Raw genomic sequence first — 20052 nt, forward strand, 5'->3', positions numbered from 1 at the left:
TCGCCCCCGTGACCAACAGACATCGCCCCCCCAGTTGGGCTGCATCTATAATTACCGGAGGCGTCGAAGCGGACAAAGCGAAAAAGGGTCTAAAATTCGCCCTATTCCGATCCGGCCTCGCCCCTGAGCGTCCGGGAACGGCTGGCCATATCAACTTTTGGTTGATTATTGTTTCACAAGCCTCATCTCGCAAATGGAGAGATCGGCCTTGTTTCCTCCGCAGAACCCCGGTTTGCTTCGGTTGCCGCGCCGCCGCTCACCGAGGAGTTGTTTCTCTTTCGAGAACAGTACGCAACCACCGGCACCGGCATCACCCGCGCCACTCCCCGCCATATTTGTAAACAGGTCAGTGATCAATCGTCCCTGTTGGTAAAGTTCTTTGAAGGAACGGGAACAATCCTGCGTGAGATTTGCTCGAATCAAGTTCAATTTATCCACATCCGCATGATCCGCCGCCCTGCATGCCGCCTGCGATCGGTGAAGGCGGATTAAGAAATCTTAATCCCTGCCTCAGCCCCACCTCAGAATGCACGGCTATCTCTGATCCGAACCCGGCCCGGACCGGACATCGAGACAGGAGATCAAGATGAACATTCGCATGTCCCGCAAGCTGACCCCCTCGCTTCCCAACTGGGCGGCCGCCCCCGCATTGGGCGCGCTGCTGATGGCCACGACCGCCCTGCCCGGCCATGCAGACACGGCGCTGGCCGATCTGGTCGAACAGGTCGCCCCCAGCGTGGTGACCGTGCTGGCCAGCCAGAACGCGGCGCCGCGCCCGACCGGCGCTCAGCCTTCGCCCTTCGAGGGCACCCCGTTCGAGGAGTTCTTTCACCAGTTCGGCGGCCCGCGCGGCATGCCGATGCCCGATAGCGGCCCACGCCAGGGGCTCGGCTCGGGCTTCATCCTTGATGCCGAGGGCTATATCGTCACCAACAATCACGTGGTGGACGGCGCCGACCGGGTCACTGTCCGCCTCAGCGATGACCGCGAATTCACCGCCCAGGTGGTCGGCACCGACCCGCTGACCGATCTGGCGCTGCTGCGGATCGATGCAGGCGAGGCGCTGCCCGCCGTCACGCTGGGTGACAGCGACGCGATCCGCGTGGGCGAGGATGTGGTGGCCGTGGGCAATCCCTTTGGCCTCAGTTCGACCGTGACCACCGGCATCGTCTCGGCCAAGGGGCGCAATATCTCGGACGGACCCTATGCCGAGTTCATCCAGACCGACGCCGCCATCAACAAGGGCAATTCGGGCGGACCGCTGTTCAACATGGCGGGCGAGGTCGTGGGCGTGAACTCGGTGATCTATTCGCCCTCAGGCGGTTCGGTGGGTCTGGGCTTTGCCGTCACCTCGAACATCGTCGATCACGTGATCTCGGACTTGCGCGAGGACGGTCAGGTCGATCGCGGCTGGCTGGGCGTGTCGATCCAGAACCTTGGTGCCGATATCGCCGCCGCGCTGGGCCTTGACGGGACCACCGGTGCGTTGGTGTCCGAGGTCGTGGCCGATGGCCCCTCGGACGGCACCCTGCGCCCCGGTGACGTGATCGTCGCCTTCGAAGGCAAACCGGTGCGCAGCAGCGCCGACCTGCCCCGGCTGGTGGGCGCGACCGAATCCGGTACCCGTGCCAGTATCCGGGTGATGCGCGATGGCAAGGCGCAGGATATCACCGTCACCATCGGCACCCATCAGGCCAGCGCCGAGGTGATCCCGGCCAGCGCCGACGGCCCGGCCGACGCGCCCGGCCTGGGCCTGACCGTCTCGCCGCTGAGCGACGAGGCCCGCAAGGGCGCCGGGCTGGACAGCGACACCGGCGGCGTACTGATCACCGATATCGCGCCCGACGGCCCCGCCGCCCGCGCCGGTTTGCGCCCGGGCGACGTGATCCTGCGGCTGGGCGGCAGCGATACCATCAGCCCGGCAGCACTGGCCAAGGCGCTGGAGAGCGAAAAGACCGATCCGGCGCTGATGCTGATCAACCGGAGCGGCAACCAGATCTTCCTCGCGGTCAAAATCACCTGACCCACAGGTCGCTGACCCGGCCGTGCCCCCGCGCGCCGGGTTTGGATCCGGGCCATGTTATGTGCCTTTCGGCCCCGGATCTGCCGGGCGCGTCCCATCCGCGCCCGGCACGTGCATTTGCGGCCTTGCCCCTGTATATCCGTCACAAAAGAGGACCATTGAGATGAGCCGACGTGTGCTGATCGTCGAGGATGACGCCGAAACCCGCGAGTTCCTGGCCAAAGGTTTTGCCGAAGAAGGCTTTGCCGTGGAATGTGCCGCGGACGGGCGCGAGGGGCTTTATCATGCCACCGATGGCGGTTTTGACGCGATGGTGCTGGACCGGATGCTGCCCGGGCTTGACGGGCTGGCGCTGATCAAGTCGGTTCGCGCCGCCGGGCTGAACACTCCGGTAATCATGCTGACGGCGATGAGCGCGGTGGACGAGCGCGTCAAGGGGCTGCGCGCGGGCGCCGACGACTACCTGGTCAAACCCTTCTCGTTTCAGGAGCTGCTGGCCCGGGTCGAGGCGCTGCTGCGCCGCCCGCAGGACACGCAAGAAGCTGCGATGCTGACCTGTCGCGATCTGGAGATGGACCTGATGCGCCGCAAGGTGACCCGCGCCGGGCGCGAGATCACCCTGACCCCGCGCGAATTCCAGATCCTCGAATTCTTCCTGCGCCGCAAGAACCGGGTGATCACCCGCACCATGCTGCTGGAGGGGGTCTGGGATTACCATTTCGACCCCAACACCAATATCGTTGACGTGCACATCTCGAAACTGCGCCGCCAGATCGACGAGGGCGCAGACGTGCCTTTGATCACCACGGTGCGCGGTGCGGGCTACATGATCTCCGATGGCTAAGCCGCTAGTCCTGATGCGAAATGCCCGCACCCGGCTGGTGTTGCTCAGTATGGTGCTGAGCACGGCAATGACGGTTGCGGTGCTGGCGCTGGTCTATGTCACCGCCAACCGGACCATCGCGGGCGAGACCCGCTCGGTCGTGACCGCCGAACTGGCGGGGCTGGCGGATGAATACCAGCGACTGGGCGTCATCGGCCTGCTGACCGCGATCGAGCGGCGCAGCCAGGACGCCAGCGAGCGCGACGCGCTTTACCTGCTGACCGATCGCGGCGGTGCGGTGCTGGCGGGCAATCTGGTGCGCTGGCCTCCCGGCGTGACTGCGGGCAGCGGCTGGATCGAACTGGACCTGATCCGCACCGAATCCGGCGAGAGCGTGCCGGTCTCGGCCGCTTCGATCCGCCTGCCCGGTGGCGAGGGGCTGCTGGTGGGTCGCGACGCCTCGGCCCGGCGGCAATTCGACCGGGTGCTGCTGCGCTCGGTCGGGCTGGCGCTGCTGGCGGCGCTGGCGCTCAGTTTGCTGACCGGCTGGCTGCTGACACGACTGGTGTTCTCGCGGCTCAAGGACATCTCGCGCACCGCCGGAGAGATCGTCTCGGGCGATCTGGGCCGCCGCATCCCGCTGCGCGGTACCGGGGACGAGTTCGACCGCATGGCGGCAACCCTGAACGAAATGCTGGACCGGATCGAGGAGCTGGTGGGCCACCTGCGCACCACCTCGAATTCAATCGCCCATGACCTGCGCTCGCCCCTGTCGCGGCTGCGCCAGCGGGTCGAGACGCTGACCGACCCCAACCGCGACCCTGACGAGCGCGGCGCCGACGGCGCCCGCGCCCTGGCCGAGGTGGACCACCTGTTGCGGGTCTTTTCGCAACTGACCGAGATCTCGCGCGCCGAGGCGGGGCTGGGGCGCGAGGAATTCGAGCCGGTGGACCTAGCTGCGCTGGCGCGCAATCTGGGCGAGTTCTATGAACCGCTCGCCGCCGAAACCGGCGTTACCCTGACGGTCGAGGCCGACGCGGCGACCCTGCCCGGTCACCCGGCCCTGCTCGCGCAGGCGCTGTCCAACCTGCTCGACAATGCGTTGCGTTATGCGCCAGCGGGCAGCACGGTCTCGCTGACCCTGTCCGAAACCAACACGGAGATCGTACTGGCTGTGCGCGACAATGGTCCCGGCGTCCCCGAGGAGGACCTGTCGCGCCTGGCTGACCCCTTTGTCACGCTCGACCCGTCGCGCACGGGCGGCAATTCGGGTCTGGGCCTGGCGCTGGTTGCCGCCATCGCCCGCATGCACGGCGGCAGCTTCGAGGCCGAAAACCGCGCGCCGGGCCTTGAGGCGCGCCTGACCCTGCCGCGCGGTGCCTGAGCCGGCCCTGCCCGCTCACAGGCGCGCGGGCAGCTCGGCGTAGCCATGAAACCGGATGCGCCCGCCGGGCACACGGCCGTCCAGCAGCCGATAGTCGGGAAACCGCTCCAGCAGCCGGCCCAGTGCGATCCGCCCTTCGAGTCGGGCGAGCGTCAGCCCGACACAGACATGCGGCCCGCCAGCAAAAGCCAGATGCCGGTTCGGCTTGCGCGCGATGTCGAACCGGGTCGGATCGTCGAACACCGCCGGGTCGCGATTGGCCGCCCCGATGCATAGATGCAGGTTGGTCCCCTTGGGCAGGCGAAGCCCGTCCAGTTCGATCTCCGCGGCAGTCTCGCGATTGCCCAGCTGGTTGGGCGAGCGGAAGCGCAGGATCTCTTCGACCGCCGAGGGCAGCAGCGACGGATCCCCCAGCAGCCGCGCGCGTTCCTCGGGGAAATCATGCAACAACGCCAGCCCGTTGCCGATCAGGTTCGAGGTGGTCTCGTGCCCGGCATTCAGGATGAAGATGCAGTTTTGCAGCAGCTCGATTTCTGACAGTTGCTGATCGGCGCCCTCGCCCCGAATGAGCCGGGTCAGCACATCGGTTTCGGGATCGCCCGGTCTGACGCGGCGCCGTGCCACCAGATCCTCGAGATATGTCTTGAACTCGGTCACCGCCTGCTGGCCCTGCGCCAGCTGCTCGGCGCTCAGCTTCGGTTCGAGCGCGCCCAGGATGATCAGCGACCAGTCGCGCAGCGGCCCGCGCTCGTCCATCGGCACATCCAGCAGGTTGCCGATGATCTGGATCGGGATGGTCGAGGCGAAATCGGCGATCAGGTCCACCCGGTCGCGCCCGGCCATTGCGTCCAGCAGGTGATCCACCGTCTCGATCAGCCCCGGTTCCATCCGCGCGATGGCGCGCGGCGTCAGGGCAGAGGTCATGATCTTGCGCACCCGCGTGTGCAGCGGCGGGTCGTTGAACACCAGCGAGGTGGTGTGATGTTCGAACAGCGGCGAGCCGACCCCGAATTTGGGACCAAACGCCGCCTTCTTGTCCGAGGAATAAAGCGTTGTGTCGCGATAGATGCGGTCCAGGTCGGCATACCGGCTGAGCAGCACCGAGCCGTCCGGTTGCGGCAATACCGGCGCATGGGCCAGAAGCGCGTCGTAGAACGAAAATGGATCCTCCAGAAACCCGGGCGGCGGTGCTGTCAGGTCCAGCTTTCCGATCTCCGCCGTTAACCCATCGCTCATTCCATTCCTCCCTCTGGTTCTTCGGGCCATGTCGTGCCCGCACCGCCTGCCCACACGATAGAGAGGCGCGCGGCTGCATGCCAGATGGCGACCTGCGGCGCGGGCGCGCAGTCCGCCCCTGACACCCGCCGGTGACATGCCGAACGGCGGAGGTTAGGGTGGCGCCATGACCGATCCCGTTTCCTCGATCCGCAATCTTGGCCCCGCCATGGACGAAGCCTGTGCCCGTGCCGGTATCCACTCGGCCGAAGAGCTGCGCGCGCTGGGCGCCGATGCGGCCTATGCCCGGCTGCTGGCCGCTGGCAGCAAGCCGCATTTCATCGGCTATTATGTGCTGGTGATGGGACTGCAAGGCCGCCCCTGGAACGATTGCAAGGGCAAGGAAAAGGCCGAGCTGCGCGCCCGCTTCGACGCGATCAAGGCCGCGACCAAACCCGCCCCGGCCAGCAAACTGGTGGCAGAGCTCGACGCGCTGGGCGTCCGTGTCCGCCCGGAGGATCTGCGCCCGCAATCCTGACGCACATCTGCGCTTTCCTCTTGCCGCAAATATCCCGGGGGAATCGCGCCCCCGGCGCGATGGGGGCAGCGCCCCCTCCCGGCCCAATGAAAAAGCCGCCCTCGAAGACGGGGCGGCTTTTCCTGTTCGTTCAGGTCCGCAGACCGGCGGCTTAGCCGACCAGTTCGATACCCGAGAAGAAATAGGCGATCTCGACCGCGGCGGTCTCCGGCGCGTCCGAGCCGTGGACCGAGTTCTCACCGACCGACTCGGCAAACTCGGCGCGGATGGTGCCGGGGGCCGCGTCGGCGGGGTTGGTGGCGCCCATCACTTCGCGGTTCTTGGCAATGGCGTTCTCGCCTTCCAGAACCTGCACCACGACCGGGGCCGAGGACATGAATTCGCACAGTTCGTCATAGAACGGGCGGGCGGCGTGCACTTCATAGAACTTGCCGGCCTGTTCCTTGGTCATGTGGATGCGCTTCTGCGCGACGATGCGCAGGCCGGCATCCTCGAACTTGGCGTTGATCTTGCCGGTCAGGTTGCGGCGGGTTGCATCGGGCTTGATGATCGAGAAGGTACGTTCCAGTGCCATCGGGGCTCTCCTTGAATCTGGCGGCGCGCCTTTCGCGCCGGATGTATCGCGCGCCGCCTAGCACGATGGGGCACGCAAGGAAAGTGCCATGATGGCAAATCCCGGACCTGATACGGGATTGCCCGGTCAGGTCTCGACCAATGGGTCGCGCAGGTCTACCCAACGGGTGTAGAGCGCGGCGGCAAGGCTGAGCAAACTGGCCGCCAGCATCAGGCCCAGAACGGCATAGGGCGCATTTCCGGCGTTCACGATCACGCCCGTCGCCGTGGTCAACGCCGCTCCCAGCGCAACGGTCAGTGCCCCCGACAGGCCCGAGGCGCTGCCCGCCAGATGCGGGCGTACCGACATCAACCCGGCATTGGCATTGGCCAACGTCAGCCCGTTGCCGAAGCCCACGAATATGGCCGAAGCAAAGAATACCCAGACCGACCCAAGCCCGACAATAAACAGCACCAGCCCCAACAGCGGCCCCAGGCTCGCCACCCAGCGCCCGGCCACGATAAGCGGCATCAGCCCCACGCGCGGCGCGATACGCCCGGTGACGAAGTTGCCCGCCATGAACCCCAGAGTGATGATACCGATACCAAGGCCCAGCATCGCCGGGCTGAGGTCAAACGCGGCCGCAGCCACCATTGGCGCCCCGGTGATGAAGGCATAAAAGCCCCCGACCGAGAAGGCGGCGCACAGGCTGTAGCCCCAGAACCGGCGAGATCCGAGCAGCTCGGGGTATTGCCGCATCTGCGCCCCGAAGGTGGCCGAGCGGTTCTGGTTGGTCTCGCCCATATCCGCCCAGACGAGTGCCAACATTCCGAACCCCATGACAGCATAGAGAACGAAGCCGGCCCGCCATCCGAACAGGCTCTCAAGCACGCCGCCCAGCATCGGGCCCAGCATCGGCGCCAGCGCCATCGCCATCGACAATTGCCCCAGCCGCGCCGCCGCCTGTGACGGCGGGTAGAGATCGCGCAGCGCCGCACGCGGCAGGACCTGCCCCGCGATCACCGCGCCCTGCACCATCCGGAACCCAAGAAAGACCCAGATATCCTCGGCCAGCGCGCATCCGACAGAGGCCAGCGCAAACACGCCCATCGACCACAACAGAACCGGACGCCGCCCATAGCGGTCGGACAAGGGGCCCATGATCAGCTGCAACACCCCGGTGACGATCAGGTATCCGGCAATCGACAGGTTCGCCAACGCGTAATCCACCCCGAAATCCGACGCGATATGCGCCAGCGACGGCAGGAACATGTTCAGTGTCAGAACCGCCAGCGCGGTGGCCAGAACAAGCGTGATCAGATGCGGCGGGTTGGTGGCAGGACGCATTGGCGGGATCCGGCGGATGGGGCGCTATCTCTGCGCTATCACGGCCGCTTGCGCCTGACCATCCCCGCAACGGGCCCAAGCCGCTGGCGGCCCCCTCACCTGTCTGTTATGAGCGCGCCCATGTTGAGGATCGATAACATCACTTACGCGGTCGAGGGCCGGCCGCTGTTCGATGGCGCCAGCGCCGTCATTCCCGATGGCCACAAGGTCGGACTGGTAGGCCGCAACGGCACCGGCAAGACCACGCTCTTTCGCCTGATCCGGGGCGAGCTGGCACTGGAGACCGGTGAGATCGCCCTGCCCCGCCGCGCCCGCATCGGCGGGGTCGCGCAAGAGGCGCCCGCCTCAGACGTGTCTTTGCTCGACACGGTTCTGGCCGCCGATACCGAACGGGGCACGCTGATGGCCGAGGCCGAAACCGCCACCGATCCCACCCGCATTGCCGAAGTGCAGACCCGGCTGGCCGATATCGACGCCTGGAGCGCGCCTGCGCGCGCCGCCTCGATCCTCAAGGGGCTCGGGTTCGACGATGACGAACAGCTAAAACCCTGTTCCGATTTCTCGGGCGGCTGGCGGATGCGGGTGGCGCTGGCGGCGGTGCTGTTTTCACAGCCCGACCTGCTGCTGCTCGATGAACCGACCAACTATCTCGACCTCGAAGGGGCGCTGTGGCTGGAGAGCTATCTGGCGAAATACCCCCACACGGTGATCATCATCAGCCACGACCGCGGGCTGTTGAACCGTGCCGTGGGCGCGATCCTGCATCTGGAGGATCGCAAACTGACCCTCTATCAGGGGCCCTATGACCAGTTCGCCCGCCAGCGGGCCGAAAACCTGGCTCAGGCCCAGGCTATGGCCAAGAAGCAGGAGGCGCGCCGCGCGCATCTGCAATCCTATGTCGACCGCTTCCGGTACAAGGCGGACAAGGCCAAGCAGGCACAGTCGCGTCTGAAGGCGCTGGCCCGGATGCAGCCGATCAGCAGCCCGCAAGAGGCCGCATTGCGCGCCTTTACCTTTCCCAAACCCGAGGAAATGTCGCCCCCGATCATCCATCTCGAAGGCGGGGTGACGGGCTATGGCGAAACCGAGGTCCTGAAACGGCTGAACCTGCGCATCGACCAGGACGACCGGATCGCGCTATTGGGCAAGAACGGTCAGGGCAAATCCACCCTGTCGAAACTGCTCTCGGACCGGCTGCCGCTGATGGCGGGGCGGATGACACGCTCGCCCAAGCTGCGCATTGGCTATTTCGCCCAACATCAGGTCGACGAGCTTTACGTGGACGAAACACCGCTCGACCACCTGCGCCGCCTGCGCCCGGGCGAGACGCCCGCCAAATGGCGGGCGCGGCTGGCGGGCTTCGGCCTTGGCCCCGAACAGGCGGAAACGGCGGTGGGGCGGCTTTCGGGCGGGCAAAAGGCGCGCCTGAGCCTGCTGATCGCCACCCTTGACGCGCCCCACATGCTGATCCTCGACGAGCCGACCAACCACCTCGATATCGAAAGCCGCGAGGCGCTGGTCGAGGCGCTGACCGACTATACCGGCGCGGTGATCCTGGTCAGCCACGACATGCACCTGTTGACCCTTGTCGCCGACCGGCTGTGGCTGGTCTCGGACGGATCGGTGAAACCCTTCGAGGGCGATCTGGAGGCCTATCGCGATTTCCTGCTGGCGCGCGACAAGCCGGAAACCCCCAAACCGGCCGAGGCCAAGCCCAAGCCCAAGCGCGCCAGCCGCGACACGGTGCTGGCGCTGCGGGCCGAGCTGCGCAAATGCGAGGAGCGGGTCAAGAAGCTGACCGAGATGCACGAGAAACTGGCCGCCAAACTGGCCGATCCCGCGCTTTACGCCGATGACAAGGTCGGTGATCTCGAAGTCTGGAACCGCAAATATGCGGAACTGAAGGACGCGATGGAGCGGGCCGAAACCCTGTGGCTGGACGCGCAGGAAAAACTCGACGCGGCGCAGGCCTCATGATCGTCCGACAGGCAGAAGCGGCGGATGCCGCCGCGATGAGTGCGGTACTGCTACCTATCCTCACCGACTGGAACAGTGCCCGTCGGGGCGATGCCGCGACCGTTCTGACCCATTACATCGCCCATCCCGACCGGCTGAGCTGTGCCGTGGCCTGCGAGGGCGCGCGCATCCTCGGTTTTCAGTCGCTGAAGGTTGCGAGAGAGCAGAACGACTATGACCTGCCCGCCGGCTGGGGCATCATCGGCACCTATGTGGCGGGCGATACGGGCCGCCGCGGCATCGGGCGGGCGCTGTTTTCCGAAACGCTGGCCAAGGCGCAGCGCGCCGGGCTGGCCCATATCGACGCCACTATCGGCGCCACCAACACCGAAGGTTTGGCCTATTACACCGCTTTGGGCTTTCAGACCTGGCGCGCGCTTGACGGCGCCGAGGGCAAACGGTTCGATCTCGGCGCCACCAACCAGACGGAGGGGGCATGCTCGACACGGCCTTTCTGATCACCGCCTTTACCACGCTGTTCGTGGTGATCGACCCGCCGGGCCAGACGCCGATCTTCATGGCGCTGACCCAGGGCATGGACAGCCGTGCCAAACGCGCCATCGCGCTGCGCGCCTGCCTGACGGCGGCGGGGATACTTGCAATGTTCGCCGCCTTTGGCGAGGCGGTGCTCGGCTTTGTCGGCATCTCGATGCCCGCCTTTCGCGTGGCGGGCGGTGTGCTCTTGTTCCTCACCGCGCTCGACATGCTGTTCGAGCGACGCACCAAGCGGCGCGAGGATCGGGCCGAGGCCGAGGAGCACGCCGACCCCTCGGTTTTCCCGCTGGGCATTCCGCTGATCGCCGGCCCCGGCTCGATCGCCACCATGATCCTGCTGGCAGGCCAGCATCCGGGCGCCGAGGGTCTGGCCACGGTGATTGCGGTCATGCTGGCGGTGCTGGCGGTGGTGCTGTTCCTCTATCTCATTTCCGGCCTCCTGGGGCGACTTCTGGGCAAGACCGGGCTGAATGTTGTCACTCGCCTGTTGGGTATGCTGCTGGCGGCGCTGGCGGTGCAATTCATCCTTGATGGACTCAGGGCCTTTGGCTTTGCCGGCTGACGCCCCATATCGAGGGAACATCCACAGGAAAGGCCCTCCATGGTCGCAGACGATTTCGCCCGCCTGATCTACCTGATGCTGCTTGTCGCGGCGCTCTTGTTCTGGTTCATCAGCCAGCGACGCGCCAGCCTGGGCAAAGCCATGCAGATGGCGATGGCCTGGCTGTTCATCTTCATCGGCGTGATCGCGGTGGTGGGCCTGTGGGACGACATTCGCGGCACGGTGGCGGGCACACCCCGGATGTCGGTCAGCGACAACCGGGTCGAGATCCCGCGCAGCCCGGACGGCCATTACTATGCCACCCTTATCGTCGAGGACAAACCGCTGCGCTTTCTGGTCGATACCGGCGCCAGCCAGGTGGTGCTGAGCCATGCGGATGCCGAACGGCTGGGCATCGACACAGCGGCACTCAACTACTTCGGCCGCGCCTATACCGCCAATGGCGAGGTGCGCACCGCGCCGGTGAAACTAGGCCAGGTGCAGCTGGGCGGGTTCACCGATCAGGGCGTCACCGCCTGGGTGAACGAGGGCGAGATGAGTGAATCGCTCTTGGGTATGGACTATCTGCAACGGTTCAGCAGTATCCAGATCGCGGGTGGAACCCTGGTGCTGGCCCGCTGAACGGTCGCGGTCGTGCCGCCGCGTGACGCATCCGGCGCTGCCCGGGCGGGTCATTCATGTGCATTCTGGCACCAGCCTGCCCTGACCGGAGCCACACCCGATGACCCATTTTCCCTATGACCTCACCGCCCCGATCGGCAGCGCCGCCACGCTGGGGCTGATCGTGTTGCAGGCCGACGAGACGGTCGAGCAGGATTTCCAGCGCCTCTTTGCCGCCCGCGATCAGGCGCTTTATGTCACCCGCATCCCCTCGGGTGCGGATGTGACGCCCGAGACCCTGCGCCAGATGGAGCGCGATCTGCCGTACTCGGCCAGCCTGCTGCCGCCCTCGGTGGCGTTTTCGACCGTGGGCTATGCCTGCACCTCGGGCGCCACGATGATAGGACCTGACCGCGTGGCGGAGTTGATCCGGGGCGCTTGCGAAACACAGGCCAGCACCGATCCGCTGACCGCGGCGCGCGCCGCGCTGCGTGCGTTGGGCATCACCCGGCTGGGCATTGTCTCGCCCTATGTCGCCTCGGTGGCCGAACCTGTGCGGCACGCCTTGGGCGCGGCGGGGGTCGAGACGCCCGAAACGCTCAGTTTCGGCGAGGCGAGCGAGGCGCGGGTAGCGCGGATCGATCCGGCCTCGATCCGGGCGGCGGCGCTGGACCTTGGACGGCGCGGCGGTCTGGACGGGCTGTTCCTGAGCTGTACCAATCTGCGCACGCTGGATGTGATTGACGAGATCGAGGCAGAGCTGGGCATTCCGGTGGTCAGTTCCAACCTGGCGCTGGCCTGGCACATGGCGACGCAGGCCGGGCTGACCCTGCCGGACGCGCCGGGGCGGTTGATGCGGCAGCTGGCGGGCTGAGGCCGCGCCTCAGGCTCGGTCGAACGCCGCCAGCATCGCCGCGCGCAGTCGTGCCACATCGGCATCGACCGGCGCGGCAGGGTCGCAGACAAAGGGCTCCAGCACCTCGACCCGGATCACCCCGCCTTTGGGCAGGAAGCGACCGCGCGGCAACAGGCGGTCTGATGCGTGGATGACGATGGGCCGGATGCTGCGACCGCTATCGCGCGCAGCCAGAACCGCGCCCGCCTTGAACGGGCCAAGCGACTCGCCGTGTGCTCGGGTGCCCTCGGGAAACAGCACCACCGAGCGGCGGGCGGGCATCTCGCGCACCGCCGCGCCCAGCGTCTCCATCGCCAAGCTGCCGTTCTTGCGATCGATCTCGACCAGTCCGGCGCCGGTGAAACCGGTACGCAGCAGCGGGTGGCGACACAGCTCCTTCTTGGCGGCAAAGGTGAACCATTTCGCATCCGGCACCGCGTCCATCAGCGCGAACCCGTCCAGATGGCTGCGATGGTTGATCACGATGATGCTGTCGCGATCCTGTGCCAGCGCTGCGCGCTCGGCCTCGGTGATCTCGACCCGGATGCCCAGCAACCACAACAGCCGCGAACAGGCGCGCTTGACCAGCCGCCAATACCAACCGCGAAAGCCGTGCCGTCGGGCGCAGAGCAGCGGCACGAAGGCGATGAACAGGAAATAGAACGGCCCGAACAGGACCAGCACCACACGCTTGATCAGCCGGACCGGCGCGGAAGCGGTCGCCGCGTTGCGGGAAACGGAGGTATCGGTCATCTGGCCCTGCCATCGGTTCAGGCCCCGGCGGGGCGATTGGGCCATGACAACAGATTGCTTGCGCACCGACGGGCCAGTGTCACAACCTGCACTGGGCGCCTTGGACCGCGACAGGCGCGACCCTGCCCCTATCGGTCAGATCCCCGCAGATATCAACGAAAAACAACCAGAGCGGCCCGGCAGGCTCAGCCGCCCGCCTCGGCCTTCTTCTCCCACCGGCCCGATTCCTCGGACCAGTATTGCGCCGCGCAGCCCGCCGAAGTCAGAGCCCGCCACTGACCGCGCGCGGCCTCGACCGCCTGCGGATCGGTGCCATCGAACAGGATACAGACCCGCTCCAGCGCCGCGACTTCATTAGGCGTGACGGCGGCGCCATCCACGCTCATCACGCAGCGCGCGCCATTGGGTGCATCCGCGCCGGTGGTCAGCAACACCGGCTGGTCGGCGTCATAGGCGCCACCTGCCAGCCCATGCGGCAGGAACCCGTCATCGGGCCCCAGCCACAGCTTTTCGTCCAGCCAGCCCAGCCGCCCCGGATCGGTCCCCCGCACCGCCACCCGCCAGCCCGCGCCCAGTGCCTTGGTCAGCAGCACCGGCAGCGTCGCCTCCAGCGGGTTGCGGGTCAGGTGATAGAAATAGGCGGCCCCCATCGGATCACTCTGCCAGCCGGTCCACCAGACGGTTCAGCGCCAGCACGCCCCAGCCGGTGGCACCCTTGGGCGCCATGTCGGTCTCGGCGGTGACCGAGGCGACCCCGGCGATGTCGAGATGGATCCAGGGCGTGCCCTCTTGCACGAAGCGGGCCAGGAACTGAGCCGCCGTGATCGAGCCCGCCGGGCGCCCGCCCACGTTCTTCATGTCCGCGATGCGCGATTTCAGCATATCGTCATAGGCCTGCCCCAGCGGCATCCGCCAGGCACCCTCGCCCTCTTCGCCAGCCGATTTCAGGAAAGCGTTGCACAGTGTATCGTCGTTCGAGAAGACGCCGGCATTCTCGTGACCCAGCCCGATGATGATGGCACCGGTCAGGGTGGCAAGGTCGATCATGCCCGAAGGCTTGAACCGCTCCTGCGCGTACCACATCACGTCGCACAGCACGAGCCGCCCCTCGGCATCTGTGTTGATGATCTCGACCGTGTCGCCCTTCATGGATTTCACCACATCCCCCGGGCGGGTGGCCCGGCCCGAGGGCATGTTCTCGACCAGGCCCACCAGACCCACGACATTGGCCTTGACCTTGCGCAGCGCCAGCGCCCGCATGGTGCCCGCGACCACACCGGCGCCGCCCATGTCCATGGTCATGTCTTCCATGCCAGCGGCGGGTTTCAGCGAGATGCCGCCGGTGTCGAACACCACGCCCTTGCCCACCAGCGCCAGCGGGGCGGCATCCTTGTCGCCGCCCTTCCAGTGCATCACCACCACCTTCGACGGGCTGTCGGAGCCCTGCCCGACGCTCAGCAGCGTGCGCATGCCCAGTTTGGCCAGCTCGTCCTCCTCCAGCACCTCGACCTCAAGCCCCAGCGCCTCCATCTCCTTGAGGCGGTTGGCGAATTCCGTGGTGGTCAGCACATTGGCCGGTTCGTTGACCAGATCGCGGGTCATGTGAACCCCCTCGGCCAGGCCTGCCAGCGGCGCATAGGCGGTGGCGACCTCCTCGGCCTTGGTGTGGGCGATGGTGACCGAGGCATCAGCAGCCTCGGCAGCCTCATCCTCGGGTTTGGATTTATGAGCGGTGAAATCATAGGCGCGCAGGGCGATGCCCAGCGCCAGCTGCTCGGCCCGGACCTGACCGCCCGCCATCAGCAACAGCGGCTTGCCCCCCGCCAGTTTGGCCAGCGCAGCGCCACCCTTGCGGGCGGTCAGAGCATCGGCGCGGCGCGGCAGCACCAGAACATCCAGCGCCTCGGCGGCCATGCCCGCAGGCCATGCCAGCGACACCACCTGCCCCGGTTTCACCTTGGCGAACCGGTCGCTTTCCACCAGCCGCGCCAGCGCCCCGCGCGTCAGCCGGTTGGCCCGGCGGGCGCCCGGATCAAGCTTGCCCTCGGGCGGTACGATCACGGCGACGCGTCCGGTCGCGGTGGCCATCGCGTCCAGGTCGGGCATCTCGAAACGGATCGGGGTGGGGCTGGTCATTCGGTCTCTCCTCAACATCTGTCCGCCTAGAGGTAGCCTGCCCACCGCATCTTGGCCAGATAGCAGTTTTCCCCGCCGATCAATTGCATTAAGGTCCGGCCCATTCGACGGACCGTTCCGGGGGGATCGCAGTGCCACCATACGGCAGAGTGCCGCTGTTGCCGCTTTGCGCGCGCCCGGGCGCGATACAGGTGATTCCCGCCGCAAGGTCCGGTTCAGGGCGGGGCATCGCATGATTCTGGACCGCTACTTCGCCCGCCGTTTCATCCAGAGCTTTCTGGTGATCGGGCTGGTGTTTCTGGGGCTTGTCCTGCTAATCGACCTGATCGAACAACTTCGCCGCTTCGAGGGTTTCGAGGTAAGCATGGGGCAGTTGATCGGTCTGACCCTGCTGAACGCCCCCGCCGCGATCAGCGAGATCCTGCCGCTCTTGATGATCCTGTCGACCATCGTGCTGTTTGTCGGGCTGGCCCGCAGTTCCGAACTGGTGGTGACCCGCGCCATCGGGCGCTCGGGAATCCGGGCGCTGGTCGGACCGGTGCTGGTCGCGATGGTGATCGGGGTGCTGGCGGTGACCACGCTGAACCCCATCGTCGCCGCGACCGCCGTGCGGTATCAGAGCCTTGCCGATACCTATCGCAATGGCGGCCCGTCGGTGCTGTCGCTCAGCGAAGAGGGGTTGTGGCTGCGCCAGGGCGATAGCAGTGGCCAATCGGTGATCCATGCCACCGGCTTTGGTGGCGACGGGGTGACGCTCTTTGACGTGACCATCCTCAGCTTTGGCCCCGAGGGCAGCGCCCAGCGGCGCACCATCGCCGAAAGCGCCCAGTTGCAGGAAGGCAAATGGGTACTGAACAAGGCTAAGGTCTGGCCCCTGAAAGTGGGACAGAACCCCGAGGCCAACGCAGTGCATCACGACCGGATCGAGATGCCGACATCGCTGACGCAAGAGCGTATCCGCGACAGTCTGGGTCGGCGTGAAACGGTGTCGATCTACGACCTGCCGCAGACCATCGAACAACTGCAACAGGCGGGCTTTTCGACCAAGCGGCACAAGGTCTGGCTGCAGGTGGAACTGGCCCGGCCGCTGTTTCTGGTGTCAATGGTGCTGGTCGGCGCAGCCTTTACCATGCGCCACACGCGGTTCGGCGGCACCGGGCTGGCGGTTCTGTCGGCGGTGTTGCTGGGCTTTACCCTCTATTTCACCCGCAATTTCGCGCAGATCCTGGGCGAGAACGGGCAAATCCCCGTGGCGCTGGCCGCCTGGGCGCCGCCGGTGGCGGCGATCCTGCTGACCTTTGGCCTCTTGCTGCACGCGGAGGACGGCTGATGCGGGCGCTGCTTTCCACCCTGTTGTCCGGCGTCGCATGCCTGCATCTGGCGAGCACCGCCGCCGCCCAGACATTGAGCCCTGTACCCGCGGAACAGACCGAGGTGCAGCCCGCGATCCTTGTGGCCGACAGCGTCTTCATCACCCCCGAGCGACAACTGATCGCCGAGGGCAATGTCGAGGCCTTCCAGGGTGATATTCGCCTGCAGGCCCAAAAGATTACCTTTGACAGGCAGTCGGGACAGCTGAGCATCGAGGGACCGATCCGCATCGACCAGGGCGGTCAGGCGACGGTGCTGGCCGATGCGGCCGAACTGGACAAGACCCTGCAAGACGGCCTGCTGACCGGCGCGCGCATGGTTTTCGACCAACAGCTGCAACTGGCCGCGCTGCAAATGACGCGGGTCGGCGGGCGCTATACCCAGCTCTACAAGACCTCGGTCACCTCGTGCCATGTCTGCGAGAACGGCAAACCGCCGCTCTGGCAGATCCGGGCACAGAAAGTGGTCCATGACCAACTGGAACAACAGCTGTATTTCGAGGGCGCGCAATTCCGGGTGCTGGATGTACCGGTGTTCTACTTTCCGGCCATGCGCCTGCCCGACCCGAACCTGAAACGCGCGACCGGGTTCCTGATCCCGTCGATCCGAACCACATCACAGCTGGGTACCGGGATCAAGGTGCCCTATTTCTTTCGCCTGGGCGATCACCGCGACCTGACGGTTTCTCCCTATGTCTCGTCCAAGACAAAGACGCTCGACCTGCGCTACCGTCAGGCCTTTGCCCGCGGCCGGATCGAGATCGAGGGCGCCTATACCCGTGACGACCTGATCCCGGGCGAAGATCGCGGCTATGTCTTTGCCACCGGCCAGTTCGACCTGCGCGACGATTACAAGCTGAAGCTTGGGGTACAGACCGTCTCGGACAACGGCTATCTGGCCGATTACGGCCTGCCCGAATACGACCGGCTGCGCAGCGAGATCTCGATCGAACGGTTCCGCCGCGACAGCGCCTTTCGCATTGGGCTGATCCACTACGAGACCCTGCGCGACAGCGAGATCGAGGAAGAGATCCCCACGGAGATCTTCGACATCAATGCCGAGAAACGGTATTTCCCGACCGGCCTTGGCGGCGAGGTGCGTCTTGCCTTTGATGGCCACGCGCATCAGCGCCAATCCTCGGCCAATGTTGTCGGGCGCGATATCGCGCGGGCGACGCTGGATGCGGAATGGCTGCGCAGCTGGACCTTTGCCAGCGGGCTGCGCGCCGATTGGCGCATGGGCGTTGCGGTTGACGATTACCGGGTCTGGGATGACAGCAACTATGCCAGCGGCACCCTGCGCAGCGCCCCGCGCGCTGCGCTGACCCTGCGCTATCCGATGGTCTATCGCGGCGCAACCGGGACCCATTACCTGGAACCCATTGCACAACTGGGCTGGAGCGATGTATCCGGCGCGCCGCTTCCCAATGGCGAGAGCAATTTTGTCGAGTTCGATCAGGGCAACCTGCTGGCGCTCTCTCGTTTTCCCGCCAACGATCAGCGCGAGGAAGGCAAGCGCGCGGTGTTCGGTCTGAACTGGGCACGTTTCTCGACCTCGGGCTGGCAGGCCTTTGCCACCGTCGGACAGGTGTTCCGCAGCACCTCGGACCCGCGCTTTTCCAAATCCTCGGGCCTGGGCGGCACCGCTTCGGACCTGCTGCTGGCCGGGCAGTTGACCCTGCCCCAGGGTCTGGGCCTGACCGCGCGTGGGCTGCTGGATGGCTCGCTCAACTTCTCCAAGGTCGAGCTGCGCGGCAGCTGGACCGATGACCGCACCAGCGTCAGCGGCAGCTATCTGTGGCTGGGCCGCGATCTGGCCGAGAACCGGGCACTGGCGGTGTCGGAATTCTGGTTTGACGGCAGTTACAAGGTGAACCCCTTTTGGACGGCCTCGGCCAATATTCGCTACGATATCGAGGATTCCCGCGCCACCCGTGCCGGCATCGGTTTTGCCTATCAAAACGAATGTGTCACGGTTAACATTTCGGTCAATCGCCGCTACACCTCTTCGACAAGTGTTGAGCCGTCGACCGATTTCGGATTTACCATCGCCCTGAACGGCTTTGCCGTGGAGAGCGCAAACAAAGAATACAGGCGATCATGCAGCAAAACCTGACCACCCTGTCCCGCTCCCTGGCCCGCATGCTGGGCGCCGCCACGCTGGCCCTGACGCTGTTTGCGCCCCCCGTATCGGCGCAAAGCCTGTTCAGCCCGGCCATCCGTGTCAATCAGGGCATCATCACCCATTTCGAACTGGAACAGCGCATCCGCCTGATGGAGGTGCTGCGCATCCCCGGTGACCCGCAGAAAGACGCACGCCGAGCGCTCATCGAGGAAGAGCTCAAGATGCAGGCTGTCGAAGAGGCCGGGATCGAAGTCGCCCCCGAGGATGTGCAACTGGGCATCGACGATTTTGCCGCCCGCGCGCGCCTGTCTACGGACGAGTTCCTGGCGGCGCTGGAGAACGAAGGGGTCTCGGCCGAAACAGTGCGCGATTTCGTCAGCAAGCAGATGGCCTGGCGCGACTATGTCAGCGCCCGTTTTCTGGCGCGCGCCCGTCCCACTCCGGACGAGATCGATCGGGCGCTGGGTCTGGGCGGCGGTGGCGGCTTGCAGGTACTCTTGTCAGAGATCATCATTCCGATCACCCCTCAGACCGTGGATCAGGTCGACGAGGTGGCCCAGCAGATTGCCGCACTGACCAGCTACGAGGCCTTCTCAAGCGCCGCGGCCCAGGTCTCGGCAGCCGAGACGCGCGGCAATGGTGGCCGCATGCCCTGGATCCCGCTTGCTCAGCTGCCGCCGGCGCTGCAGCCCGTGATCCTGGAACTGGAGCCCGGCGAGATCTCGGACCCGATCACCCTGCCCAACGCGGTGGCGCTGTTCCAGATGCGCGGCCTGCGCGAGGCGGCGGTGGGTACGCCGCGCTATGCCGCGATCGACTATGCAGCCTATCGCATGGCGGGGGGGCGCAGCCCCGAGACGCTGAAGGCCGCGGCTGAGCTTCGCCAGCGCGTCGATACCTGCGACGACCTCTATGGCGTGGCCAAGGGCCAGCCGGTCGAGGTGCTGGACCGGATCAGCGCCAAGCCCGCGGAAATCCCGCAGGATATCGCGCTGGAACTGGCCAAGCTCGATCCCGGTGAGACCTCGGTCGCCGTGACCCGCAACAACGGTCAGACCCTGCTGTTCCTGATGATGTGCAACCGGACCCGCGATCTGGGCGGCGACGCCTCGCGCGAAGATGTGGCCAACGCCCTGACACAGCAACGTCTGCAAACCCTGGCCGAAAGCCATCTCGAGCAACTGCGCGCGGACGCCGTCATCACCGAGGAATAGCGC

The 20052-nt window shown here is 66.1% G+C and carries 19 protein-coding genes; 13 read left to right on the top strand and 6 right to left on the bottom strand.

Going from position 1 to position 20052, the window contains the following annotated elements:
* Positions 1–168: 168 nt before the first annotated feature.
* The 4 genes from AC2FNA_RS02430 (at position 169) to AC2FNA_RS02445 (ending at position 4230) form a co-directional block, all read left to right on the top strand.
* On the top strand, positions 169–492 hold the full coding sequence (locus AC2FNA_RS02430) for a hypothetical protein (RefSeq protein ID WP_496824171.1): 324 nt from the start codon (positions 169–171) through the stop codon (positions 490–492).
* 94 nt (positions 493–586) lie between these two features.
* A complete protein-coding gene (locus tag AC2FNA_RS02435; protein WP_496824173.1) occupies positions 587–2023 on the top strand; it encodes a DegQ family serine endoprotease in 1437 nt (478 codons plus the stop codon).
* Positions 2024–2186: 163 nt separating this feature from the next.
* A complete protein-coding gene (locus AC2FNA_RS02440; protein ID WP_496824174.1) occupies positions 2187–2867 on the top strand; it encodes a response regulator transcription factor in 681 nt (226 codons plus the stop codon).
* Positions 2860–4230 (top strand): sensor histidine kinase, encoded by a 1371-nt coding sequence (locus AC2FNA_RS02445; protein WP_496824176.1) that lies wholly within the window; start codon positions 2860–2862, stop codon positions 4228–4230. Before AC2FNA_RS02440 ends, AC2FNA_RS02445 begins: the two co-directional genes overlap by 8 nt.
* Before the next feature lie 15 nt (positions 4231–4245).
* On the opposite strand, the gene AC2FNA_RS02450 is transcribed toward AC2FNA_RS02445, so the two are convergent.
* Positions 4246–5466 (bottom strand): cytochrome P450, encoded by a 1221-nt coding sequence (locus tag AC2FNA_RS02450; RefSeq protein ID WP_496824178.1) that lies wholly within the window; start codon positions 5464–5466, stop codon positions 4246–4248.
* A 166-nt stretch (positions 5467–5632) separates the two neighbouring features.
* Here AC2FNA_RS02450 and AC2FNA_RS02455 point away from each other — a divergent pair, with 166 nt between their 5' ends.
* Positions 5633–5983 carry a TfoX/Sxy family DNA transformation protein gene (locus AC2FNA_RS02455; RefSeq protein ID WP_234166328.1) on the top strand — a complete coding sequence of 117 codons (351 nt, stop codon included), beginning with the start codon at positions 5633–5635 and terminating at the stop codon, positions 5981–5983.
* A gap of 151 nt (positions 5984–6134) precedes the next feature.
* Here AC2FNA_RS02455 and ndk read toward each other — a convergent pair whose 3' ends face one another.
* Together ndk and AC2FNA_RS02465 are read right to left on the bottom strand one after the other, a co-directional pair.
* The gene (ndk, locus tag AC2FNA_RS02460; protein WP_238903506.1) at positions 6135–6557 is read right to left on the bottom strand and encodes a nucleoside-diphosphate kinase; all 423 of its coding nucleotides are present in this window, start codon (positions 6555–6557) and stop codon (positions 6135–6137) included.
* Between the two features lie 126 nt (positions 6558–6683).
* Entirely contained in the window at positions 6684–7883 is a 1200-nt protein-coding gene (locus tag AC2FNA_RS02465) for a multidrug effflux MFS transporter (protein WP_496824180.1), read from the bottom strand.
* A 120-nt stretch (positions 7884–8003) separates the two neighbouring features.
* Between AC2FNA_RS02465 and AC2FNA_RS02470 the strand changes: the two genes are divergently transcribed.
* The 5 genes from AC2FNA_RS02470 to AC2FNA_RS02490 all read left to right on the top strand — a co-directional run bounded on the left by AC2FNA_RS02470 (position 8004) and on the right by AC2FNA_RS02490 (position 12430).
* Positions 8004–9860, top strand: a complete 1857-nt coding sequence (locus tag AC2FNA_RS02470) for an ABC-F family ATP-binding cassette domain-containing protein (RefSeq protein ID WP_496824182.1) — start codon at positions 8004–8006, stop codon at positions 9858–9860.
* Positions 9857–10357 (top strand): GNAT family N-acetyltransferase, encoded by a 501-nt coding sequence (locus AC2FNA_RS02475; protein ID WP_496824184.1) that lies wholly within the window; start codon positions 9857–9859, stop codon positions 10355–10357. The genes AC2FNA_RS02470 and AC2FNA_RS02475 overlap by 4 nt, the downstream gene beginning before the upstream one ends.
* Positions 10336–10956, top strand: coding sequence for a MarC family protein (locus tag AC2FNA_RS02480; RefSeq protein WP_496824186.1), 621 nt, complete (start codon positions 10336–10338; stop codon positions 10954–10956). Before AC2FNA_RS02475 ends, AC2FNA_RS02480 begins: the two co-directional genes overlap by 22 nt.
* Positions 10957–10995: 39 nt before the next feature.
* On the top strand, positions 10996–11577 hold the full coding sequence (locus AC2FNA_RS02485) for a retropepsin-like aspartic protease family protein (RefSeq protein ID WP_496824188.1): 582 nt from the start codon (positions 10996–10998) through the stop codon (positions 11575–11577).
* A gap of 100 nt (positions 11578–11677) precedes the next feature.
* A complete protein-coding gene (locus AC2FNA_RS02490) occupies positions 11678–12430 on the top strand; it encodes a maleate cis-trans isomerase family protein (protein WP_496824190.1) in 753 nt (250 codons plus the stop codon).
* A gap of 9 nt (positions 12431–12439) precedes the next feature.
* On the opposite strand, the gene AC2FNA_RS02495 is transcribed toward AC2FNA_RS02490, so the two are convergent.
* The 3 genes from AC2FNA_RS02495 to AC2FNA_RS02505 form a co-directional block, all read right to left on the bottom strand.
* Positions 12440–13204 (bottom strand): lysophospholipid acyltransferase family protein, encoded by a 765-nt coding sequence (locus AC2FNA_RS02495; protein ID WP_496824191.1) that lies wholly within the window; start codon positions 13202–13204, stop codon positions 12440–12442.
* Positions 13205–13389: 185 nt separating this feature from the next.
* On the bottom strand, positions 13390–13854 hold the full coding sequence (locus AC2FNA_RS02500) for a DNA polymerase III subunit chi (RefSeq protein ID WP_496824193.1): 465 nt from the start codon (positions 13852–13854) through the stop codon (positions 13390–13392).
* A gap of 4 nt (positions 13855–13858) precedes the next feature.
* Positions 13859–15340, bottom strand: a complete 1482-nt coding sequence (locus AC2FNA_RS02505; protein ID WP_496824194.1) for a leucyl aminopeptidase — start codon at positions 15338–15340, stop codon at positions 13859–13861.
* A gap of 232 nt (positions 15341–15572) precedes the next feature.
* On the opposite strand from AC2FNA_RS02505, the gene lptG reads away from it, so the two are divergent.
* Genes lptG through AC2FNA_RS02520 form a run of 3 tightly spaced genes read left to right on the top strand, consistent with a single transcriptional unit; the run spans position 15573 to position 20049 of the window.
* Positions 15573–16670: an LPS export ABC transporter permease LptG gene (gene lptG / locus AC2FNA_RS02510; RefSeq protein ID WP_496824196.1), complete on the top strand. Its 1098-nt coding sequence runs from the start codon at positions 15573–15575 to the stop codon at positions 16668–16670.
* Complete coding sequence (locus AC2FNA_RS02515) at positions 16670–18826, top strand: LPS-assembly protein LptD (protein ID WP_496824198.1); 2157 nt, start codon at positions 16670–16672, stop codon at positions 18824–18826. Before lptG ends, AC2FNA_RS02515 begins: the two co-directional genes overlap by 1 nt.
* A complete protein-coding gene (locus tag AC2FNA_RS02520; protein WP_496824200.1) occupies positions 18811–20049 on the top strand; it encodes a peptidylprolyl isomerase in 1239 nt (412 codons plus the stop codon). Before AC2FNA_RS02515 ends, AC2FNA_RS02520 begins: the two co-directional genes overlap by 16 nt.
* Positions 20050–20052: the final 3 nt, after the last annotated feature.

It is taken from the genome of Ruegeria sp. YKSD163 (assembly GCF_059612905.1).